This is a genomic window from Aliivibrio thorii, from assembly GCF_057368585.1.
Genome location: NZ_CM170654.1, coordinates 1,715,088 through 1,735,748, shown reverse-complemented (window position 1 = coordinate 1,735,748; position 20,661 = coordinate 1,715,088). Strand labels below are relative to the sequence as shown.

Genomic DNA, 20,661 nt, shown 5'->3' with positions numbered 1-20,661 from the left:
GGTTGAATAACGCAAAATTATTACTTTTTATCTTTATTATTCCCTAAATGGGAAAGTTAAGTTGACATTTTATACAGTTATTCCCATAATGGGAACTTAATCATAGAACGGAGGCTATGTGCGAGTTATTTCAAAACCAATTCTTATAGAGTTTTACTTAAACCCACTCTATAAAGATTCAGAAGAAGCATTAAAAGCGTGGCACGATGAGGTTATTCAAGCAGATTGGAATTCTCCTCATGAAATAAAAGCACAGTATAAAAACGCAAGTATCGTAGGAAATAAAAGGGTCGTTTTTAACATCTGTGGTAACAAATATAGATTGATTGTTTCAGTGAGCTATCGTTTAAAAGCTTTCTACGTGAAATTTGTAGGGACACATAAACAGTATGATGACGTTGATGCAGAAAGCATCGATTTATTCAAATAACAATGTAGTGGTAATAAATTATGAATATTAAGCCAATTAGAACTAAAGATGATTACACAGCAGCTATGGCCCGTATCAGTAGGCTTACTAGCGGAGATCCTGATGCATTACCAGATATTGAGTTTGATGAATTAGAAATTTTAACCACTTTAGCTGAAGCATACGAAAGCGTTCATCATAAAATTGAAGCGCCAGATCCAGTAGAAGCAATTAAATTCAGAATGGAGCAGCTTGGATTAAGTGATAATGACTTAACACCAATATTAGGGCAACGCAGCCGAGTTACGGAGATTTTAAAGAGAAAGAGACGTCTTTCACTCACCATGATTAGAAACTTAAATAGTAAGTTGAATATTCCACTTGAGAGTCTTATTGGCGAATATCAACTTGTGAAATAATCAGTTAACTCCTGATGCTATACTTAACTCCAAACGCTCCTATCTAGGTGTGTTTTTGTTTTTCCGGTATCCTTGATTCTGAATATTTATCACTAATATAATTTAACTGGTGTTTTGGTTATTTTACCTATTACATTCAGTAAAAATGCATTTAGGTTTTCACTTATCATTGCAGATGAGGTTTAAGTAACGATAGGGAATAAATGGAAAAGAAGACGACAAAGTTTGTAAAGGCTTATTTTCCATGGAATGAAGAGGTGGCAAAACAAGCGAAGCCAGATATTCCTCATTATGAGCCAGTTACAGATCCACAAGCGAAAGCCGCTGCTTTTGAATACTCAATTGAAATCGCTTGTTCTCAAGATGAATTGAATACCTATCAAGTCGGTGTTTTTTCTTTAGGTAAGACCAAGGAAGAAGAAAGCATATCATCATGGCATAAAACACAAACCGACGAAGGTTTCACTCTATTCACTGCAAGCGTAAATATTAATGAACCGAAAAAACTTTATCGTGAATTTTTCTGTTCATGTGGCAATGCAATTTTATTTGATGATGTAAAGCCAGTTAAAGCAGGATCTGGAAGCCATACTGAATCTTTTGTTTCTATTAAGCCTGCTGTTCAAGTAGGGGAGCGTTTAGGGTGGCCAACTGAAGGTTATTTTTATCATTTTATTGATGATGTATTAAGTTATGAATATAAATTAAAAGGTTCCGGAAAATGGGCGTTTCAAGTTACTAGCTCAACGAAAGAAACTCTCACTGATGAGTTAGTGTCGGCTCATAATTATGCTTTCATTTTACTGCCTTGGAAAATCAATAACACAGTGATTGCACGTCAGCATTTACTTTATCTTCCGCAAAAAATGTCTTCTAAGCAATTTAAGGATATTGATTCAAATTGGCTTGATACACACGCTTGTTTGCTTGATGTTAATGCTATCGTTCAAAGCAAACATGAAAACAAGTTAGCTCATGGACAAGAAGATGAGACGCTTCCTGCAGTAAAAATTCAAAATATAGGACAATCAATAAGCTTTGCTAATACTTGTACGTCGGCATCTACTCCACAGCTTCGTCATAATGTAAAAGCTGCGATTAATGATAATGCGATACCGCAACAAACGCCGATATTGAATGTATGTAAGATAGATCCAACGGCTAAAGCTACAGAGTTTGGTGATATGACCGTTCTTGCCTTGCCTGCATCAAGCGCCAGTGGCGGTAGTTTATTAGGCACGCTAAGCAGTAATGTCAGTAAACCTATGGGGAGTTGGATTTTATCTGATGCAGCAGTTAGTGGCATGGCTCGTTTAGGTGGTGGTCTTATTGCTGCATTATGGCCGTCACAGTTAGGGGATGGCTCGCTTGATGGCAGTCTTCAATTTGATACCTCAGATGCAATAAATACAACCGTTCGTTTTAACTTATACAAAGATGAAAATGGGGTTGAGCAAGTCGTTGGTATACATTCTGGTGATGGGTATGCTTATGGCGAAAGAGTAAAAAAGAAAGTTGCTAATCGAGATGGTGATAAGTTCGTTATTGATCTTGAAGAGGGTATTACACTAACGTGGGTACCCGATGGCGAAGAGGATAAGCTAGACCCAAGCACAGAGCGTCCTGAGTATGATGGCTTAGATGTCCATGATGTATGGGTGAGACCAATAGAAGAGCATGAGCAAGAATTAGGAACGGTACTTTACCCAGAAGATGAATTAGTTGAGTATATCGTTACATTTCCTGCTGATGCAGGTTTACCACCGTTATATTTGGTTTTTAGTAAAAAGGCATATACCGCAGGATTTAAAACTAAATTATCTCCTAATTCATATCCTGGGGTCTCTAGGGCTAGGCACTTTCAAGAGGCTAATGAAAACTTGTTGAATAAAATGGAAACGGATGCTGATTTTAAAAGACAAATGGAATTATTAGATGTTAATTTAAGTAGAACAATAACAGGCCTTGCTCCACGTAGACCACCAGAAGGTTGGACGTGGCACCATGAACGAGGTGAAGGGGAAATGGTTTTAGTTCCTCGTTCGCATCATACGATTGGTAGTGATGAATGGAAAATATTACACCCTGAAAATAAGGGGGGTTATGCTATATGGGGGAAAAAATGAGAACGTTAGAACAAGTATTATTAAATATTAATAATGAAGATCCTGAGCATACGATTTATGCAGAAAGGCCTTGGACAATAAAATCAAATGCAATAGTTTGCTTAGAGGATTCTATTGATGTTCCAAGTAATTTATCGTATTTTCTTGAAATATTTTTAGTTCTGGATGTTATTGAAGATCTTGGTTCCGACTCTATGCAACGTATTATTGAGTATGCTGAATATGATGGTTAACATGTAAATAAAAATTAGTATTTTTATCATGATGGAAATGGTGCTGATGTGCTTACTTCAAATTGAAAACTATATTGATGGCATGACAGCGGGTGGTAAATTAGAAGTACCCGTTAAACAGAAAGTGGTTTGGGCTGTTATCTCTGGTGCTATCGCCATGATTATGTTGTTAGGCAGTGCAAGTCTACTTAAAGGCCTATTAACGGAAGTTGATAAACCAAAGGTAGCGACTAAGCGAGTTAACTAATCACATTAGTATTTAGCTAGATTAAGAACTAAAGTAAAAGTTAGATCTACAATAAAACTCCCTGGTACTTTGTGCTAGGGAGTTTTTTGTTTTTTAGAGAGTCCATAAACACAAAATAACAATGCAGCTATGGCTCGTATCGGTGAGCTTATTAGCGGCGTTCCTGATGCGTTACTTGAAATTGAGTTTGATTGGCGAGGGGATTAGCCTCTTGTTATTACTTTTAATATCATATACGTTACCCATAAGCATTATATCGTTATACTAACTTCAAATATTTAAGAGTAAAAATGAAACTAGTTGTACTATCTGGAGCCGGTCTTTCTAGTCCATCGGGTATGCCTATATACGATGAAATCAAGTTAGACAGTGATTATCTACTTCTTCATTCAGCACAAGCAGAAGATATTGTGATAGGTGCTATCTCTTCTTTGAAATCTAGGTTTTTGCATATAAAGCCCAATTCTGTACATCGCGAGTTAGTTAAACTGCACCATTATTGTCAGGCACACGGTGTAGAGATGACCCACTATACTTTGAACGTCGACGATCTTATTGAACAAGTAGGAGGAACAGTTCACCACCTCCATGGCAACATTAAGGATCCTAAGAGTATTTTCGATCATAAAGATGTGGCATCTTTGGACCTAAATTCTATTACTTGGACTTCTGGTGATTTAATGGTTGTACTTGGTGTTAGTAATAATGGTTATCCGCTTTCTTATCTAGAGAGTGAAGTACTTGCATGTGGTGGAAGCTTTCTAAACTTTAATATTGTAAACAACGACGACTTATTATCACAGACAACTGTTGGAGATCTTTCAGATACATTTTCTGTTCTTGAACTGAGTCAAAATTTACATAGTGAGTTTAACATAATTGACTTAGGGGATTATGAAATTGATATTAAAACATTTTCTATCAATGAGCGAACATATGAGGTTTACTTTACTCCTACACAGTTTGTAGTAACCTCTGAGGAAGAACAGAAAGAATTAGAAGAACTTGTCGGACAAAAACTCGATCATACTGCTTATGAGATTAAGTTTGATCTACAGTCTAATAGAGAAAGTGAGTCACCCTTCGAACAGCCTGACAATAATTTTACTTTGAGAGAGCTTAACTTACTTGGCATGATCATAGCGTCTACTATCAAAGCTCATTCATCTTTAAGACAAGTCACATTATACACTGCATCGGCAGCTGAAGATAATCTTGTGCTATTCTACAATCGACTTGCCAACGTTTATGCAAGTAGATTACAATATGACCATTGGTGTGGTTTTGGGTTAGAAGGAGTCAACTATGCGTTCAAAAAACAGTAAGACTACAGCGCAACGTAAAACAGAAGGTTTACGTAAGTTATCTCAAGCATATTCTGATGCAATTAAAGCTGGTACGGTAAGAAAAGTTTTGACTGTTGCAAAACCATAATAAAACAATTGATTTAAAAAATAGCCGCGTTCATCGCGGCTTTTTTGTGCGTGTGGTTTTAGAAACTATTGTCCAAGATGGCTGTCCTGTATCTCATGCAACCATTTAAACTTCAGCCTTATCGAATTAAAGTAAGGATTATGGATAAAAAAGTACTTGAAGTGTTTTTCCTACGATAAAGCATATTCAATACTTATTCCTATATAGAGTTCACAAACACTAAACCAGATATTGAGTTTGATGAATTATAAATTTTAACCACTTTAGCTGAAGCATACGAAAACGTTCATTATAAAATTGAAGCGCCAGATCCAGTTGAGGCAATTAAATTTAGAATGGAACAGCTTGGATTAAGTGATAGTGATTTGACACCAATATTAGGGCAACGCAGCCGAGTGACTGAGATCTTGAAAAGAAAGAGACGACTTTCACTCACCATGATTAGAAACTTAAATCATAAGTTGAACATTCCACTTGAGAGCCTCATTGGTGAATATCAACTTGCTAAATAATAATCTAACTCTTGGTTACTACAATCAACTTCAAACACTCTTAATTGGATATGTTTTTATAGTTCATTGGTTTAAATAATATGTAGTAATTATAACTACTCGGTTTAGTTGTTTTACGTAATGAAAATGATACGGAGGACAATGGAAATGCTACATATTGGTATTTAAAGTAATCAGTTAAAGATTTAGTTATAATAAGCAATATATTTCAAATAGGTTAGGTACATGAATAAATTAAATTATTGTTATTATTTTAAAGGTAACTTTGATTTTAATTTGATTCATGTAATGCATATCAGAACATAACGATGGTAAAAATGATAGAGAATCAGATAGTTAACATTAATTATGAGTCAACGTTGATTGATTGGCATGGTCGTATAATAAAGGCTCAGATTGGACATTATAGCCGTTCAGAAACCCTTTACTTAATAGCTAATGTTACAGGGTGGTTGCTTATTATATCGACTGTTTTTGTTACAGCCATGTCTTTTTTTGCTTATGGAAAAGATTTACATGGTATATCGAGTGTAAACCTTTGGTTATTTAAGCTTAATGCGAAAAATATGCAGTACTTCGTAATATTTGTTGGCATCATGGCTGCTTTTTTATCTGGAGTTGTTTCTCAATCGAGATTTGCAGAAAGGGCGGAACAGCATCGTTCTGCTGCTGGGCGATATGGAAATATAAGAAGAAGTATTGAGTATCTTTTAGCTAAAATAGGACAGGATCCTTCAATTGACAATTCTTGTATTGAAATCGAAATTGATAAAATAAAGCTTGAGTGGAGTTATATTTCTACTGATGCTCCTTTGACAACAAGAAGAGCTATTAAGAAAGCAGAAAAAGCTACTTAGAATTTAAATATGCTAAGTCATTGCTTCATTCACAATATCTAAAATAATCTTTGTAGCATAGAAGGAAACCAAATGCGATTTCTTGAAAACGGACCTTCCATACCTGATGAACTATTATTAGCCAGAGACCAAGGCCGAGTTGTGTTTTTCTGTGGTGCAGGGGTTTCGAGAGCAAAAGCCGGTTTTTCCGACTTTTTTGGGCTAGCTTCATTTGTAACATCAGAGCTTGGTGTAGAAACAAGCAGTCCAGCCTTGAAGCTTATAGATGCTGCTAAAGAAATAACCAGTAGAACTGGAGTGGAAGGAGTAGTTTCGGCAGATAGGATATTTGGTTTGTTGGAACAAGAGTTTTTAACGAAAGATATATATAAATCAGTAGCTAAGGCTCTCACTCCTGAGAGAGAAGTTGACCTCAGTGCCCACCAAACGATGCTTAAATTAGCTACAACGAAGGATGGCTTAGTACGTTTGGTAACAACTAACTTTGATTGTTTATTTGATCTTTGCAAACCAGATATACATACCTTTATTCCCCCAAGATTACCTGATCTTAGTCATCCAAATGAATTTAATGGCACAGTATATCTTCATGGTAAAGTAAACGAGGGGGGGACAGGAGCGGCAAGCAACGGTTTTGTTCTATCAAGTTCAGAATTTGGAGATGCTTACTTGGCTAATGGTTGGGCGACTTCATTCGTCAAAGGGATATTGGAAAAATATGTCGTAGTTTTTGTAGGTTATTCCGCGGACGATCCGCCAATTCAGTATCTGTTAGAAGCGCTCAATAAGAATTCAAGCCATCTTAACGATATATATGCATTTCAATCTGGCAATGAAAGCTACGCTAGCTCAAAATGGCACCATAAAGGAGTAAAAGCGATTGCGTATGACGATACAAATGGGCATGTTGCACTTTGGAGTACTCTGGAAGCTTGGGCTGGGAGGGCTTCTGATCCAGATTCCTGGTATCAAGGAATAATCACAAAAGCTGGAATGGGGCCTCACCTCTTACAGCCCTTTGAACGTGGTCAAATTGCACATATTGTTTCTACAACTGAAGGGGCTAAAAAGTTTGCTAATAGTGAAATATTAGCCCCTGCAACTTGGCTTTATGTGTTTGATCCTGAGTTGAGGTATGAAACTCCCCATAAGAATGTATCCAGTACAGAAAACCTAGCTGATATTGTAGATCCATTTTATCTTTATTCTTTGGACTCAGATTGTACTCCACAATATACTGATCCTGAGGATTTTTATAGTAAACGAGAGATTCCTACAGATGTGTGGAGTGCTTTTGAATTTAATTTACTTGATATAAAAAGCTCACAAGAGCAAGGTGTTATCAGTTTTAGAGGAGATAATTCTAATTTCCCTCAGTTTTCTACTTTACCTCAAAGGCTCAACACATTAGCAGGGTGGTTGAGTAAAGTGGCAGAACAACCAGAAGCAATTTGGTGGGTTACGAAACAAAAATGCCTTCATCCTTGGGTTCAATTAATTCTTAAATCTGAATTAGAGCGTCGTTCTAAAGATATGGATAGTGCACTCAGTGAGGCATGGGGCTATATTTTGGACGGCTTTGAACAAATTGATAAAAGAGGAGAACTCAACTGGTTTACTCTGGAAAGAGCAATAAAGAACAATGGCTGGTGCCCCAGGAAATTACGGCATCTTGCAAAGGTAACTAAGCCATACATCAAGGTTACTCCTCCTTACCGAACCTCGAATGAGCTCAATCGAGAGCAGGTTAGTTTAAATGACTTAATTCATTTGGATGTCCATTACCCTGAACTACCAAGAAGGCTAGATATTCCTGATGAATGGATAATTCGTACCGTTGAAATCCTGAGACGTAATCTTGAGCTTGCTGTTGAGTTAGAAAACGAAATAGGAGGGTACGGTCTGAACCTGAGTTGTTCGTTAACACCCGAGAAGAATACAGAGAATAGGTATAGTCGATCTTATGGCCTATCTGCATGGGTATTACTGTTTGTTTCTTACTTAGAGAAATTAGTATTGATTGATCTTGATGCCGCTCAGAAGGAGCTTTCAAAGTGGTCATGCGATGACAATACTATCTTTGCAAGGTTAAGGATTTGGGCATTAGGGAAAACCAATCTGGTGCCTAATGACAGTATTAGTGCTACTTTAAATCAACTATCAGACGAAGCATTTTGGGATAGTTCTCATGCTAGAGACTTGCTTCTAGCTTTTGTAGCCAGATGGCAAGAACTCGATAAATGCAGCCGTTCCACAATAGAAAATAGAATATTGCAAGGACCTAAACCATGGGAAACCGAAGATGAAGGTAGATTTAAGGAACGGAAAGCGAGGAATATTCTGGATAGAGTAACTTGGTTAAAACAAAATGGTTGTGAATTAACAATAGATACAGATAAGCTAAGAGAAGATACACCTCAATGGCAGCCTGAGCATGCGGAAGATGCAGCACGATCCTTTGAATCTCGCGGCGGCTTTGTAACAAAAAATACAGACTATTCTTTGTTAGCTGATGAGTCATTGGCCTCCATCCTTGAAAGAGCAAGTGAATTATCTGGTAGACAAGCTGATTTTTTAATTGATGAAGACCCATTTCTTGGCTTATCACAAGAAAAACCAATTCGAGCTTTCAATGCTTTAACTTATTCGGCAAAGAAAGGAAACGTTGTTGAATGGGCTTGGGATACTTTCCTTTATGCTGAAACCCGTAAGAATGATAAACCTCGATTTATAGCGTTAATTGCTGAGCGTTTGTCTAGTTTTACTAGTGACGATTTGGCAAAAATACTTCGTTCAGTATCAAACTGGTTTGAAAAATCTACGAGTGTGCTGACTGATAACTATCATGCAACATACTTTAAGTTAGCTTTTAAATTGGTTGATGCCATGTCGATACAACCTGCTAAGGGAGTATCCTCAATTATACGAGGAAGTAAAGCCCCTGATTGGTTAATGGAGTCAATAAATTCACCAACTGGAAATTTAACTCGTGCAATACTGCAATCACAGCACAGCGGTACTTTTGAATCTGGAGAGGGCTTTTCTGGCAATTTGTTGTTATTGTTAAACCAATTATTAGCTTTACCTGATGATTTACATCGTTATGCTATGGTTATACTTAGCCGTAGTTTAAGTTTTTGTTTTTACGTTGATCCTGAGTGGACTAAAGAGAACTTGCTTTCTGCCTTAAGCTCTCATTCTATAGAAGATCGTCAGGCATTTTGGGCTGGTGTTTTGCGGGGAGGCATTCAAGGGGAAGAGTTATTCGCAATTCTGAAATCAAACCTTTTTGAGTTGGCATGTAAGGGTGACGTTGAAAGCCGAGGTCATCAGGATGCTATTGTGGGATTAATTTACTCAGCTTGGAAAATTAAAGATGAGAATGAAAGGTGGGTATCTGACCTTGAATTAAAAGAAGTATTAATTAAAGCAAGCGATGACTTTAGGTGTGGAATATTATGGCAAGCTAGGCATGGCGGAAATAAAGATAAAGAAAAATGGCTACAACCATTTAGAGAGCTTATGTCAAATGTTTGGCCTAAACAGCTTGCAGCTAAGTCTCCGGCTGTATCCGAGCGATTATGTGATATTGCATTTTGGTCGGAAAAGCATTTCTCAGAGGTAGTAGAGCTAATAATTCCGTTCTTAACTAAATTAGAAAGAGCTAATCACATCTACTTGAATGATGAAAATGTTGTCAAAAAGTATCCTAATGATCTTTTATTACTCTTGAACACAGTATTACCTGACGATGTTAACAAATGGCCGTACGATATTGGTAGTTATTTAGATAAAATGATGAAAATTAGTAACGAATTAAGTGAAGACGAACGTTTAATTGAACTAAAAAGAAAGTGGGATGCAAGATCAAGGTAGGTAGAATCATTACAAGAATTTGAAATCTTAGAGTATTTTTCTTAAATTAAATAGAGTGTTAGATCTATTCTTCTAACACTCTTTTGTTTAAAAATAAGAAATCATTTAAATAATATAAATATCCATTGCTAATCTAATACACCCAAAGCCCTTAACTTAAGCCCCTCAGTATACCCATTAATCTTCCAATGCTCTGGGCTCCAGCCTTTAACAAAGCGTTGAAAATCAGCCCAAGCAATGCAAAACAGTGGTCGCCACTCTTGTTCAATATCGTCACTTGCTTTGGTGTGGCCTAAACGCAATAGGGCGGTTTTAAGTTGAGCAAAGTAATGATCCAGTAATTCGCTCTCAAGCTCTGCACACTGTTCTGGCTTTACCGCGCTGCTGATAAATAAAATCACATCCTTCATGCCACAGCCTTTTCCTATGTATTGGAAATCTACTGCAGCTACCTGATTACCATCTTCAGAGAAGCAGAAGTTCGCTAACTTAGCGTCCCCATGAACCAAGGTTTGGTAACGGGTGTTTTTTAGTGTTTCATCAATCTTAACTGCGGTTTGCTTTAATGGTAAATCCGTTAAGGCTTCAAGCTCATCAGGGCGCGTGTCTAAATGCCAATACGTGCCAATTTGCCATAATCCAATTGGTTCAACATTAAGGTGTGCGGCATGAAAGTTCGCAAGCCAAGTTAAGCAGGCTTTGGTTTCATTTATTGAGGCGCTGGTTTGTAATGGTCCAGTTTTTACGATGGGAAATCCGCAGGTTGTTAAATCTTCCAATACTAAGATGAGCTCGTTATCACGCTGCTCTACGTATAAACAGCGCGGCACAGGGCAATGAGCAGAAACCGCATTGGCGTAATCTTGATACCAATTGAGTTCCACTTGGTATGAGTCGAGTTTACGTTGGTGTGATAAATCCGTATTCCAACCTCTAGGATGTACTTTAGGCTTGGGTAAGGTGATTTGTTTAATGATGATAGAAGAGGTGGGTGCATGGGTTAAATGCAAACGCACCAACTCCCCATAACCGCCCCACAAGGTTTGTAGGGTATCGGTTTGGGCAATTGATGCGTTTTCGAAACCCGAAATACGTGATAAATCAAACATGTCGAGTTCCTTTATTCATCTAGCTTAACGTAGATTATTTATGGTTTGAGAAGTTTTCGCCTTTTGCCATGCGATCATACATGATCACGTTCACAGCAGCGGCTAAGTTCATGCAGCCATTAGTTGGTACATAAATAGTCTCACGGCAGAAATCAGTGATCTCTTTTTTCAATGTACCGTCTTCTGGGCCAAAAATGTAAAACGCACGTGGTGGGTGCTTGTAATCTGGCAGCGGTTTTGCGCCTTCAATTAAATCAACCGCCACAGGCACACAATCTAAAGGAATGATGTCTTTTAGATCTTCAACGCCAATCAATGGCACGTTAAGATGCTGGCTTTTTGTATCCGTACAAAACTGTTTAGCGATATCGTAACGTCTGCCCGTGTAGAATACCGAGTTTACGCCATAGCAGCCTGCCGCTCGCATTACCGAGCCTACGTTTTCAGGTGTTTTTGGGTTTACCAATCCAATACAAGAGTAGCCTTTAGTCATTTTACCGTCTTTCCAATACAAAATTTGCGCGAAGTATACCTAAATTAAAGGGATTCATATAGACTCATTGGATAATTTCCTAGGAAGGCGAAATATGAAAACCGTTGCGATTCTTGTTGATGTACAAAATATTTATTACACCACGCGTGATGTTTACCAACGTCATTTTGATTACAACGCATTATGGGCAAAAGTGACCGATGGCCGTAAGGTGGTTGGGGCTAATGCGTATGCGATTGCGCGCAGTGATGACAAACAAAAGCAGTTTCATAATATCCTTCGTGGTATTGGTTTTGATGTAAAGCTTAAGCCTTTTATTCAGCGTCGTGATGGGTCAGCAAAAGGTGATTGGGACGTAGGTATCACCCTTGATGCGATTGAGTTGGCAGAGCAGGCGGATATTGTGGTTATTTTGTCTGGCGATGGGGATTTTGACTTACTCGTTAAGCGAATTCAGTCACGTTTTAATAAAGAAGTTGAAGTGTATGGCGTGCAAAATTTAACGGCTAATTCACTTATAGAAGCCGCTGATCGCTTTATTCCAATAGAAGATAACTTGTTATTATAGAATAAGTTAACAAGTAATGTTCTTTATTGTAACGTTATTGAGTAGTACTTATTTATCAAACTACGCCTAAGGCCTCATACTGGATTTTATAGAGTTAAGGAGGAGGGCAGAAAAATAGGGACTTTTTATAATTGAATGACGTTACCTATAAGGATAAAAAATAATGAGCCAGCAAACACAATGGCATTCAACAGAAGTTCCGGTTGTCAGTAATATTATACTTCATGCTTTTGATTGGACTTATCAAGATATTGCTGAACAAGCTGAATTGATTGCCAGTTTGGGCTACCGCTCGGTTTTAGTCTCTCCTGCGATGAAGTCTCTTCGTTTGCCATCGGGTACTCAATGGTGGCAACGATATCAACCTCAAGATTATCGCCTTATAGACAACCCATTAGGAGATACTATTGATTTCACTCGTATGGTGTCACGCTTAGCCGAATTTAATATTTGGGTTTACGTTGATGTTGTGTTTAATCATATGGCGAATGAATCTGATATTCGAGCTGATTTAGAGTTCCCTAATCAATGGGATAGAGAGGATTATGCTCGCTATCCTAAAAAGTATGAATCACTCACGTTATTTGGTGATTTATCTCAGCCACTATTTTCTGAATCTGATTTCGTTGAGGCGTTCGGTATTGAAAACTGGAATGATAAATGGGAAGTGCAAAACGGACGAATTTCTGGTGGGCCACATGATCCCGGTTTACCAACATTATCTGATAATGAACATGTTGTTACGCAGCAAAGGGCTTATCTAAAAGCATTAAAACAGCTTGGTGTCAAAGGTTTCCGTATTGATGCGGCAAAACACATGACGCTTGAACACTTAAATAAAGTATGGGATGAAGAGATAACAAAAGACGTTCATATCTTTGGTGAGATCATTACTGATGGTGGCGCGACAAAAGAAGAATATGAAACGTTTTTAAATCCTTATCTACAAGGAACGACGTTGGGAGCGTATGATTTTCCTCTGTTCAATTCCTTGTATCAAGCGTTAGAAAATAAAGGTTCGTTTAAATCATTAATTGACCCTTATTGCTACGGTATGGCGCTGTCCCCACTTCGAGCAATAATATTTGCCATTACTCACGATATTCCAAATAACGATGTGTTTAAAGATTTGGTCATGAGCGAATCGAACGAATGGCTTGCTTATGCTTATTTATTTGGTCGAGAGGGAGGAATACCATTAGTGTATTCAGAGCTTGAAACCAGTGGGGTTAAAAATGAGGAAGAACAGCCTCGTTGGAAGGATGAATGGAAAAGTACTCGTATGACTCAGTTAATGTCATTTCATAATGAGATGTATGGACAAGAGCAACGATTGGTCGAAGCCAGTGATGAGCACATAGTCTTTGCAAGAGGTGAGTGTGGTTTGGTGGCATTAAATAAATCGGATCATAATATCGAAGTGAATGTTGCTGTGGGAGCTGATGTTGTGTGGTTAGAAAACATCTCTAACAGTTATTACGCACCTCAACAAGGCAATCTTCGCTTCTTTATTCCTGCGAATTCTTACATGTTATTTTCACGCTAAGTTTTCATCTCTGAAAATGATAAAAAGGTGGATAATTTATCCACCTCTTTGTTTTTGCCACTTAATTATTTCCCTCGTTAAACTAAACCTTAAATTGATGCACGATATCACTCTGTTGGTGAGCTAATTCGTTTAATGTCGAACTGACGTTAGCGATGTCATTCATTGCGGTTTGGTTCTCTTCTGCAATGTGACTGATGTCTTCTAAACTGCGTGCAATTTCTGTGGTGGTTGCACTTTGTTCGTTGGCTGCTTGAGAGATGTGATTACTCATGTGACTTATCTCATCAATTAGGCTTTGGATCATCACCATCGCATTATTGGCTTCGTTCGTTTGCATTACGCTTTGTTGCATATCTTCAACACAACTTTCAATAACGGTTGTTGTGGTTTTAGAACTTGATTGAAGATTAGCAATCATGGCTTCAATTTCAGAGGTTGATTTTGCAGTGCGCTGAGCGAGAATACGAACTTCATCGGCAACAACCGCAAAGCCTCGCCCTTGTTCCCCTGCACGAGCTGCTTCAATTGCGGCATTCAATGCCAATAGGTTAGTTTGCTCTGCTATCTTATTAATAACATCTAAAATGGAGCCAATTTCACTGCTGACTTTTTGTAAATTTCCAACGGCTTGAACAGATTCATCAAGGCGACTTGATAATTGTTCAATGGTAGCAATGTTATTCGCCATGACTTTTTGACCATGCTCTGAGGCGGCTTCAACTTCTTGTACTTTCAATAATGAACTTTCTGAGCTTGATGCTACTTCAACAACTGAATGCTCCATTTGAGTCATCGCAGCGGCAACACTTGTTGTTTGTTCACGTTGATTGAGTAGCTGTTGTTTTGCTTTCTCTGCCGTTGAGCTGTTATTTTGAGCAACCGCTGTTAATTCATCAGATGCCCCACTTAGCTGTAGAAGTACTTTTTGTAAATTGTCCGCGACAGTATTGATGTGACGTGATACGCGGCTAAACTCTGTATTGTGTTTAGTCTGAATGCGCTGTGTCATGTCTCCAGAAGTTAGTGACTCTAATATCTTTAGCATATTTTGCAGTGGTGTTCTTACTGATGATGCAAGATGGAAACCAATGATAGTCGCAAGTAGAGAAACAACCACACCTAATGCTATCGCTTTATACACACTTTGTTGATAAATAACTTCAGCTTGTTGTAATGATGTTTGCAGATCTTGATTTGCTAATTCATTAAACGAGGTCAGTAATACCAGTGCGTTATCAATTTGGCGAGCGAGGTTAGATATGTTGTTGTAAAGCGCACCTTTAGCACTTAGATAGGTAAAGTGAGTATTTAGAATTCCTTCTTTTTTCCCTACTTCAGCACTGAACTGATTTACCGATTTATCAAAAGTCTCTTTTAATTGAGGTAATTGATTCACTAAACCACGATAAGCATAATTTAAATGAGTGACGGCTTTTTTGTTTTGATTAACGGCTTTTTTTACAAACTCTACATCGTTACTTGCTAATGCATCAGAGGTAATTAGCTCGGCATCTTCAAGTTTTACAAAATAGCTTTTTGCCATCATTTTAACCGCAATGCTTTCTTGGTCGTTGACGAACTCTTTCATTCTTACACTTAATTCTGTGTATAGGCGTTGAAAGCTACGAGTTGCTTTTTGTTTTTCATTATCAGCAAGTAGTAGAGCTTGATAGTTGTCCATTGCGACTTGTGCTTCATTGAAATAAGCAGCTTGAATATCAGTAAGTTCTGAACGCTGTTGAGTGCCTGTATTTTGTTGTTCGGCAACATTAACTAGACGTTGAAACGTATTATTAAACGTTGTCTCTGCACTAACAAATGCTTGTCGTGCTTGCTGCATTTGAACTGGGTCATTAGTGGTTAAGAAGTCTTTGAAAGATTTGTCAGCCGCAAGAAGAGCAACGCTGGTTTCATTAGATAAGCTGACTAAAGGTAAAGAGTCTGAAGAGACTGACTTCATCTGATTGTGGATATTACTCGTTCCATTGAGCATCAGGATAACCGTCGTAATAAACAAGATCACGATAAGCGAGAATCCTGCGTACATTCGACGTACTACCGAACTATTCATGTTCTATCTCTCTATAGTATTGATTTTATTAAATCTAGTGTTGATTAGTATAAATAACACTCAGTCTTAATATGTTTACAGTAAGTATTCATATTATGATTATTTTCTATTACCTGCTGTGACCATATCTATAAAATTAACAATACATAAAGAGAGATGACTCTCAATTATTCAAGGGATTTTTGCAGATGAAGGCTTAATTTGTCGTTAAGTTATAGTTCAAGTGATTGTTTTCGAGAAATTTGTAACGCATACTAGAGGCAGTAGAAAATAAAAAACTGTGTTTTATTGGAGATGAGTCATGGCTGAAGAAACTATTTTTAGCAAAATTATTCGTAAAGAAATTCCAGCGGATGTTGTTTATCAAGATGATTTAGTTACTGCGTTTCGTGATATTAATCCGCGTGCGCCAAGCCACGTGTTAATTATTCCAAATAAATTGATCCCAACCACGAACGATGTGGAAGCTGAAGATGAATTAGTTATGGGACGTTTATTTACAGTTGCTAAGAAAATAGCGATTGAAGAAGGTATTGCTGAAGACGGTTACCGTTTGATTGTTAACTGTAATCCTCATGGTGGCCAAGAAGTTTATCATATTCATATGCACCTTGTGGGTGGTCGTCCATTAGGTCCAATGCTATTAAGTTAATCGATCTCAAATAAGGCTCCCTAGTTAGGAGCCTTACTTTTTTAGACTGAGAGTTTTCTATTTTAATGACATCGATACTAAAAAAATCCATTATTCTTTCTTTTACTCTGCTTTTGACGGGGTGCGCTAACCTGTCTGTCGGTAATTTATTTAGCCATTATTCAGCTCAGACGGATGACACCTACCTGCTAGTAAAAAATGGTCAGGCGAAGCAAGCGTACAGTGAGGACGCCCCTGAAGTGGGTGGCCCAATCCTTGATAACCTAGAACGTGGCCGAGTGGCTTTGCTGAGCGACCAGTATGCAGCAAGTAAAGCGGATTTTGAGGGAGCAGAACAAGCTGCCAGAATACAAAGTGATCAAGCGGTAATTTCTGTTTCTGATTCAGCGAACCAAGTCGGTTCTTTGGTGACGAATGATAATTTAATTGATTATAAGCCTGCGGATTACGAACTGGGTTATTTACACCTTTATCTTTCATTAAATTATTTAAAAAATAATGATTTGGAAGGTGCTTTGATTGAAGTTAGAAAAGCAAATTACATTCAAGAACAAGCGAAGAGAGATAGAGAAAAAGAACTACGTTCAGCAGAAAAAGACGCTAAAAAGCAAGGTGTTGATGCAAATGTTGGTGCTATTTTAGCGAATTACCCTGATGTAGGTAATAAATTAGCTGCTGTGCAAAATGGCTATCTTTTCTATTACTCTGGTTTGTTGTTTGAAACAAATAGTAACTATAGTGATGCCTATATAGATTATAAGCGAGCGCTTGCGGTAGCTCCGAACAATAAAACGGTAATTGAGTCAGTCCAACGTCTTGCTCGTCGCTTGGGAATGCGTAATGATATTACTTTGTTAGAAAAGCAATATGGTGCTTATAAAGTGCCAAAACGCACTGATAGTCGTGTCATTATTATTGATGAACAGGGGATTCTACCGCAACTTTCTGATTGGCGATTACGATTACCAATGTGGGATAGCCAAGGTAACTTTGTGCAGTATAATTTAGCATTGCCGTATTACAAAAATACAAATCGTGATGTGTTTTCACCACTTAAGGTAAATAATAAAGCATTAGCCTCAGATCAATTGGCTGATGTGACGTTAATGGCACGAAATGACTTAAATGAACGAATTCCTGCGATGGTTATTCGTCAAGCATTACGTGTTGTCGCTAAAGATGAACTGCGAAAAACATCAAGAAACACGAAAGAAGAAGATTTGGCGAATGCGGTATTAACCATATTTAACTCGTTAACAGAACAACCTGACACACGTAGTTGGCAAACATTGCCATCAATGATCAGTGTGGCAAGTGTGAATGTAAAAGCGGGAGAGAACCAAATCCAATATTTAGGAAATGAGCTAAACTTTACAATAAAAGAAGGTCATACCGTCGTCGTCTGGGTATCAAGACAAGGAAATGCCGTCACATGGTGGCATAAACAATTAGGAGAAATATAATGAAAAAATGGCTTATCGTTTTGCTATTACCATTGGCATTGGCTGCTTGTAGTTCAAGCCAAACTGCAGGGATTAGTGTTGATAGCAGTACTCAAAAAGTACTTTTTGGCGATAATGTACTCGGTAACCGCTTATCTGTGGAGCAAATTAGCACTCAAGATAACAATGGTTTAGTTCGCGGTATTGTGTCAGTAACAAGTAAATTCACAGGGGATCAACAGCTTCAATACCGTTTTTACTGGTATGATGACCAAGGCCTAGAAGTTAATGGTTCTGATTCACCTTGGCGTACATTTATTGTTCGTGGCTTAGATACAATGAGCATCCAAGGTGTCGCAATGAAGCCAGAAGCAACTCAATTCCGTGTTCAAATTCGTACATTAGAGTAATATCAATGAATTGTATTGGTATAATTTGAGATAAAACACTCACTAGAGGTAAATAAAAAATGAATAAAAGTGTTATTGCGTTATTAAGCTTAGCTGTATTACTCGGTGGCTGTTCTAACAAAGTAAGTTACGGCGACGCTCAAGCAGTTGAAACAACAACTGTTGATTTTGGTTCGACGGATTTACAGAAAATTGCTGGCGAGATGACTGAAAGCATGCTGTCTTCTGGCGCTGTTGCTCAAATTACTCAAGGCAATCGCCCAATTGTTTTTGTTGAAAGCATTAAGAACAAAACAAGTGAGCACATTGATACTGAATCAGTTACTGACTCTATCAGCACTAAATTGTTAAACTCTGGTAAGTTCCGTTTTGTTGATATGGACCGTGTAGAAGCTGTTCGCTCACAACTTAACTTCCAAAACAATGATGAGTTAGTAAATCAAAATACAGCGATTCAGTTTGGTAAAATGGTCGGCGCTCAGTACATGCTTTATGGCAACCTTTCTAGCATCGTGAAAAATGCAGGTAGCGACAAAGACGTTTACTACAAAATGACAATGCGTTTAATGGATTTAGAAACAGGCCTAATTGAATGGGCTGATGAAACTGAGATCCGTAAACAACAAGAGAAAAGTCTATTAGGTTGGTAATACACTAAACCTTAATTGATAGCTTAATAAAGCCAGAGTAGGAAACTGCTCTGGTTTTTTTGTATTTGAATTTCTTGATTTCTTTCAATCAAAGCTTGGGAAAAGTGATGGAAAGGAGTATAAGTAGTGCTAGATAAATCAAAGAGAGAAATACTATGAAACTTAATAAGTTAGAAAACAAAAATCGCCGTATTCGTAAAAAATTATACCTAGGCGAGTTTGCGCTTCTTGGTTTTGAAGTAAGCTGTGCAACTGAATTTAAAGATTTTGACCAATACGATGTATTCGTAGATGATTTCATTGATTACATCAACAGCATTGAGTTATGTTTCTGTGGTGGTGGTCTAGAGCTGTTTGAAGGTTTTGTATGTTCAACTGAGCGTTACCGTTCAGCAACAGCAGAAGAGCAGCTTCTAGTTGCTAACTGGCTAGACAGCCGTGCTGAAGTAAATAAAGTTGAGATCAGTGAATTAGTTGATGCTAACTATTTATAATTTTGTAATGCAGTTAGCCTGCACCAGAATATAAATAAAAAATCCGCCTCAGTTGGCGGATTTTTTTCTGTATTATTAAAAATAGAATGCACGCTCTATTTTTTTACACAAACCACAATAGCATTGCCTGAACCATTATTTAACGGTGTGATTTTTTCATAATCATGTTCAAACAAATGAACGTCAAAGTACGGTTCTAACAGCGTTTGCAGTTGCTCAAAATCTACCGCTACCATTGGGTGCTTATCATCCCAAATCTCAGTAACACTATCCGTTGTTTTCTCAATTTTAAGTAGCAAATGTTGCTGCTCACCATCACCACAATAGTTCCAACCGGATTGGAAGGTAAATTGGTTACCTCCATATTCAGTTGCATGTTTTACAAATGAGCGATTATCAATCTTGTTTCTAGCGACAGAGTTGAAGCAAAAAATACCGTCTGATTTCAATGCTGTATGAACACTGGCAATACACTCTGTTAATTTTTCAATATTTGCATTGTAGTGAATAGAATAAAGAAAGCAGGTGATCAAATCTAAAGGTTCATCAACCGTAAAGTTACTCATGTCATGCAAAATAAACTCAGCATCAGGATTTCGCAACTTTGCAAGATCAAGCATAGGTTGGTTAATGTCTAAGCCTTTCGCTTGATATCCGTAATTAATAAAATGTTTAACGTGTGGGCCGGTACCACAAGCTAAATCAAGGTAATTTCGTCCTTGATTACCAAAGATTTGATGTATGCGACGAACAAAATTACTTTGCTCTTGGTAGTCGATATCAGCGCACATTAAATCGTAATAGCCAGATAAATCGGTATATAAAGCGTTAGAGGACATCTCTCGATCCTAAATAACACCAGTCTACTCTAAGTGTTTGATTAACCGCTTATTTGGATAGGTATATAATACCAATCGTAGTAAATAACTGTTCATCCTAACTGGTTAAAATGCTCGATAACTACGTTGAAATTTTTGATTGTAGAATAACTACTTATCGAAAAACTTCGCCTTGTTCTCAAGCATTTTTCCTGCGCTATTTCTGATCACTTACTTATTGTGATTGGTATAAGAAGTACGTCTGATGAGGAACTGTATAATAGTTAAGCCA

General features: G+C 37.7%; 20 protein-coding genes and 1 pseudogene. 17 read left to right on the top strand and 4 right to left on the bottom strand.

Features of this window, described 5'->3' with window-relative positions; genetic code table 11:
- The first annotated feature begins 118 nt into the window (after window positions 1-118).
- The 10 genes and pseudogenes from AC2IP4_RS07840 (at window position 119) to AC2IP4_RS07795 (ending at window position 10,113) form a co-directional block, all read left to right on the top strand.
- Window positions 119-430, top strand: a complete 312-nt coding sequence (locus tag AC2IP4_RS07840) for a type II toxin-antitoxin system HigB family toxin (RefSeq protein WP_486310163.1) — start codon at window positions 119-121, stop codon at window positions 428-430.
- Window positions 431-450: 20 nt separating this feature from the next.
- Window positions 451-828: a helix-turn-helix domain-containing protein gene (locus AC2IP4_RS07835; protein WP_375322274.1), complete on the top strand. Its 378-nt coding sequence runs from the start codon at window positions 451-453 to the stop codon at window positions 826-828.
- 203 nt (window positions 829-1,031) lie between these two features.
- Entirely contained in the window at window positions 1,032-2,954 is a 1,923-nt protein-coding gene (locus tag AC2IP4_RS07830; protein ID WP_486310162.1) for an S-type pyocin domain-containing protein, read from the top strand.
- A complete protein-coding gene (locus tag AC2IP4_RS07825; RefSeq protein ID WP_486307198.1) occupies window positions 2,951-3,187 on the top strand; it encodes a hypothetical protein in 237 nt (78 codons plus the stop codon). Before AC2IP4_RS07830 ends, AC2IP4_RS07825 begins: the two co-directional genes overlap by 4 nt.
- 73 nt (window positions 3,188-3,260) lie before the next feature.
- A pseudogene (locus tag AC2IP4_RS07820) lies at window positions 3,261-3,434 on the top strand (BCCT family transporter); the annotation flags it as partial.
- A 290-nt stretch (window positions 3,435-3,724) separates the two neighbouring features.
- Window positions 3,725-4,759, top strand: a complete 1,035-nt coding sequence (locus AC2IP4_RS07815) for an SIR2 family NAD-dependent protein deacylase (protein WP_486310161.1) — start codon at window positions 3,725-3,727, stop codon at window positions 4,757-4,759.
- Window positions 4,740-4,868 (top strand): hypothetical protein, encoded by a 129-nt coding sequence (locus AC2IP4_RS07810; RefSeq protein WP_258132450.1) that lies wholly within the window; start codon window positions 4,740-4,742, stop codon window positions 4,866-4,868. The genes AC2IP4_RS07815 and AC2IP4_RS07810 overlap by 20 nt, the downstream gene beginning before the upstream one ends.
- Before the next feature lie 335 nt (window positions 4,869-5,203).
- Entirely contained in the window at window positions 5,204-5,380 is a 177-nt protein-coding gene (locus tag AC2IP4_RS07805; RefSeq protein WP_486310160.1) for a hypothetical protein, read from the top strand.
- A gap of 317 nt (window positions 5,381-5,697) precedes the next feature.
- Window positions 5,698-6,237, top strand: a complete 540-nt coding sequence (locus AC2IP4_RS07800; RefSeq protein WP_486310159.1) for an SLATT domain-containing protein — start codon at window positions 5,698-5,700, stop codon at window positions 6,235-6,237.
- 72 nt (window positions 6,238-6,309) lie between these two features.
- Entirely contained in the window at window positions 6,310-10,113 is a 3,804-nt protein-coding gene (locus tag AC2IP4_RS07795) for an SIR2 family NAD-dependent protein deacylase (protein ID WP_486317121.1), read from the top strand.
- Between the two features lie 128 nt (window positions 10,114-10,241).
- Here the strand turns inward: AC2IP4_RS07795 and AC2IP4_RS07790 are convergent, their stop codons facing one another.
- Window positions 10,242-11,222, bottom strand: a complete 981-nt coding sequence (locus AC2IP4_RS07790; RefSeq protein WP_486310156.1) for a phosphotransferase — start codon at window positions 11,220-11,222, stop codon at window positions 10,242-10,244.
- 34 nt (window positions 11,223-11,256) lie between these two features.
- The gene (locus AC2IP4_RS07785; protein WP_060990765.1) at window positions 11,257-11,715 is read right to left on the bottom strand and encodes an RNA methyltransferase; all 459 of its coding nucleotides are present in this window, start codon (window positions 11,713-11,715) and stop codon (window positions 11,257-11,259) included.
- Between the two features lie 94 nt (window positions 11,716-11,809).
- Between AC2IP4_RS07785 and AC2IP4_RS07780 the strand changes: the two genes are divergently transcribed.
- Window positions 11,810-12,283, top strand: a complete 474-nt coding sequence (locus tag AC2IP4_RS07780; RefSeq protein ID WP_130045289.1) for a LabA-like NYN domain-containing protein — start codon at window positions 11,810-11,812, stop codon at window positions 12,281-12,283.
- A gap of 163 nt (window positions 12,284-12,446) precedes the next feature.
- Window positions 12,447-13,829: an alpha-amylase family protein gene (locus AC2IP4_RS07775; RefSeq protein ID WP_486307203.1), complete on the top strand. Its 1,383-nt coding sequence runs from the start codon at window positions 12,447-12,449 to the stop codon at window positions 13,827-13,829.
- 82 nt (window positions 13,830-13,911) lie between these two features.
- Here AC2IP4_RS07775 and AC2IP4_RS07770 read toward each other — a convergent pair whose 3' ends face one another.
- Window positions 13,912-15,903 carry a methyl-accepting chemotaxis protein gene (locus tag AC2IP4_RS07770; protein ID WP_486307204.1) on the bottom strand — a complete coding sequence of 664 codons (1,992 nt, stop codon included), beginning with the start codon at window positions 15,901-15,903 and terminating at the stop codon, window positions 13,912-13,914.
- A gap of 301 nt (window positions 15,904-16,204) precedes the next feature.
- On the opposite strand from AC2IP4_RS07770, the gene hinT reads away from it, so the two are divergent.
- From hinT to AC2IP4_RS07745, 5 genes are all read left to right on the top strand, one after another.
- Window positions 16,205-16,555, top strand: coding sequence for a purine nucleoside phosphoramidase (gene hinT, locus AC2IP4_RS07765; protein WP_060990770.1), 351 nt, complete (start codon window positions 16,205-16,207; stop codon window positions 16,553-16,555).
- A 65-nt stretch (window positions 16,556-16,620) separates the two neighbouring features.
- Window positions 16,621-18,018, top strand: a complete 1,398-nt coding sequence (locus tag AC2IP4_RS07760) for a COG3014 family protein (protein ID WP_375322284.1) — start codon at window positions 16,621-16,623, stop codon at window positions 18,016-18,018.
- The gene (locus tag AC2IP4_RS07755) at window positions 18,018-18,407 is read left to right on the top strand and encodes a YcfL family putative periplasmic lipoprotein (RefSeq protein WP_375322285.1); all 390 of its coding nucleotides are present in this window, start codon (window positions 18,018-18,020) and stop codon (window positions 18,405-18,407) included. The genes AC2IP4_RS07760 and AC2IP4_RS07755 overlap by 1 nt, the downstream gene beginning before the upstream one ends.
- Before the next feature lie 59 nt (window positions 18,408-18,466).
- Window positions 18,467-19,057: a penicillin-binding protein activator LpoB gene (gene lpoB / locus AC2IP4_RS07750; protein ID WP_060990773.1), complete on the top strand. Its 591-nt coding sequence runs from the start codon at window positions 18,467-18,469 to the stop codon at window positions 19,055-19,057.
- A gap of 155 nt (window positions 19,058-19,212) precedes the next feature.
- A complete protein-coding gene (locus AC2IP4_RS07745) occupies window positions 19,213-19,551 on the top strand; it encodes a YggL 50S ribosome-binding family protein (RefSeq protein ID WP_375322286.1) in 339 nt (112 codons plus the stop codon).
- A 95-nt stretch (window positions 19,552-19,646) separates the two neighbouring features.
- Here the strand turns inward: AC2IP4_RS07745 and AC2IP4_RS07740 are convergent, their stop codons facing one another.
- Window positions 19,647-20,390, bottom strand: a complete 744-nt coding sequence (locus AC2IP4_RS07740) for a class I SAM-dependent DNA methyltransferase (RefSeq protein ID WP_486310155.1) — start codon at window positions 20,388-20,390, stop codon at window positions 19,647-19,649.
- Window positions 20,391-20,661: the final 271 nt, after the last annotated feature.

What these genes read in the sequence shown, in the direction of transcription:
- AC2IP4_RS07805 (WP_486310160.1), top strand. Translation starts at nt 5,204, where the DNA reads ATGGAACAGCTTGGATTAAGTGATAGTGATTTGACACCAATATTAGGG.
- AC2IP4_RS07770 (WP_486307204.1), bottom strand. Translation starts at nt 15,903, where the DNA reads ATGAATAGTTCGGTAGTACGTCGAATGTACGCAGGATTCTCGCTTATC.
- AC2IP4_RS07810 (WP_258132450.1), top strand. Translation starts at nt 4,740, where the DNA reads ATGCGTTCAAAAAACAGTAAGACTACAGCGCAACGTAAAACAGAAGGT.
- AC2IP4_RS07740 (WP_486310155.1), bottom strand. Translation starts at nt 20,390, where the DNA reads ATGTCCTCTAACGCTTTATATACCGATTTATCTGGCTATTACGATTTA.
- AC2IP4_RS07775 (WP_486307203.1), top strand. Translation starts at nt 12,447, where the DNA reads ATGAGCCAGCAAACACAATGGCATTCAACAGAAGTTCCGGTTGTCAGT.
- AC2IP4_RS07835 (WP_375322274.1), top strand. Translation starts at nt 451, where the DNA reads ATGAATATTAAGCCAATTAGAACTAAAGATGATTACACAGCAGCTATG.
- AC2IP4_RS07830 (WP_486310162.1), top strand. Translation starts at nt 1,032, where the DNA reads ATGGAAAAGAAGACGACAAAGTTTGTAAAGGCTTATTTTCCATGGAAT.
- AC2IP4_RS07800 (WP_486310159.1), top strand. Translation starts at nt 5,698, where the DNA reads ATGATAGAGAATCAGATAGTTAACATTAATTATGAGTCAACGTTGATT.
- AC2IP4_RS07785 (WP_060990765.1), bottom strand. Translation starts at nt 11,715, where the DNA reads ATGACTAAAGGCTACTCTTGTATTGGATTGGTAAACCCAAAAACACCT.
- AC2IP4_RS07795 (WP_486317121.1), top strand. Translation starts at nt 6,310, where the DNA reads ATGCGATTTCTTGAAAACGGACCTTCCATACCTGATGAACTATTATTA.
- AC2IP4_RS07755 (WP_375322285.1), top strand. Translation starts at nt 18,018, where the DNA reads ATGAAAAAATGGCTTATCGTTTTGCTATTACCATTGGCATTGGCTGCT.
- AC2IP4_RS07790 (WP_486310156.1), bottom strand. Translation starts at nt 11,222, where the DNA reads ATGTTTGATTTATCACGTATTTCGGGTTTCGAAAACGCATCAATTGCC.
- AC2IP4_RS07780 (WP_130045289.1), top strand. Translation starts at nt 11,810, where the DNA reads ATGAAAACCGTTGCGATTCTTGTTGATGTACAAAATATTTATTACACC.
- AC2IP4_RS07760 (WP_375322284.1), top strand. Translation starts at nt 16,621, where the DNA reads ATGACATCGATACTAAAAAAATCCATTATTCTTTCTTTTACTCTGCTT.
- AC2IP4_RS07825 (WP_486307198.1), top strand. Translation starts at nt 2,951, where the DNA reads ATGAGAACGTTAGAACAAGTATTATTAAATATTAATAATGAAGATCCT.
- hinT (WP_060990770.1), top strand. Translation starts at nt 16,205, where the DNA reads ATGGCTGAAGAAACTATTTTTAGCAAAATTATTCGTAAAGAAATTCCA.
- AC2IP4_RS07815 (WP_486310161.1), top strand. Translation starts at nt 3,725, where the DNA reads ATGAAACTAGTTGTACTATCTGGAGCCGGTCTTTCTAGTCCATCGGGT.
- lpoB (WP_060990773.1), top strand. Translation starts at nt 18,467, where the DNA reads ATGAATAAAAGTGTTATTGCGTTATTAAGCTTAGCTGTATTACTCGGT.
- AC2IP4_RS07745 (WP_375322286.1), top strand. Translation starts at nt 19,213, where the DNA reads ATGAAACTTAATAAGTTAGAAAACAAAAATCGCCGTATTCGTAAAAAA.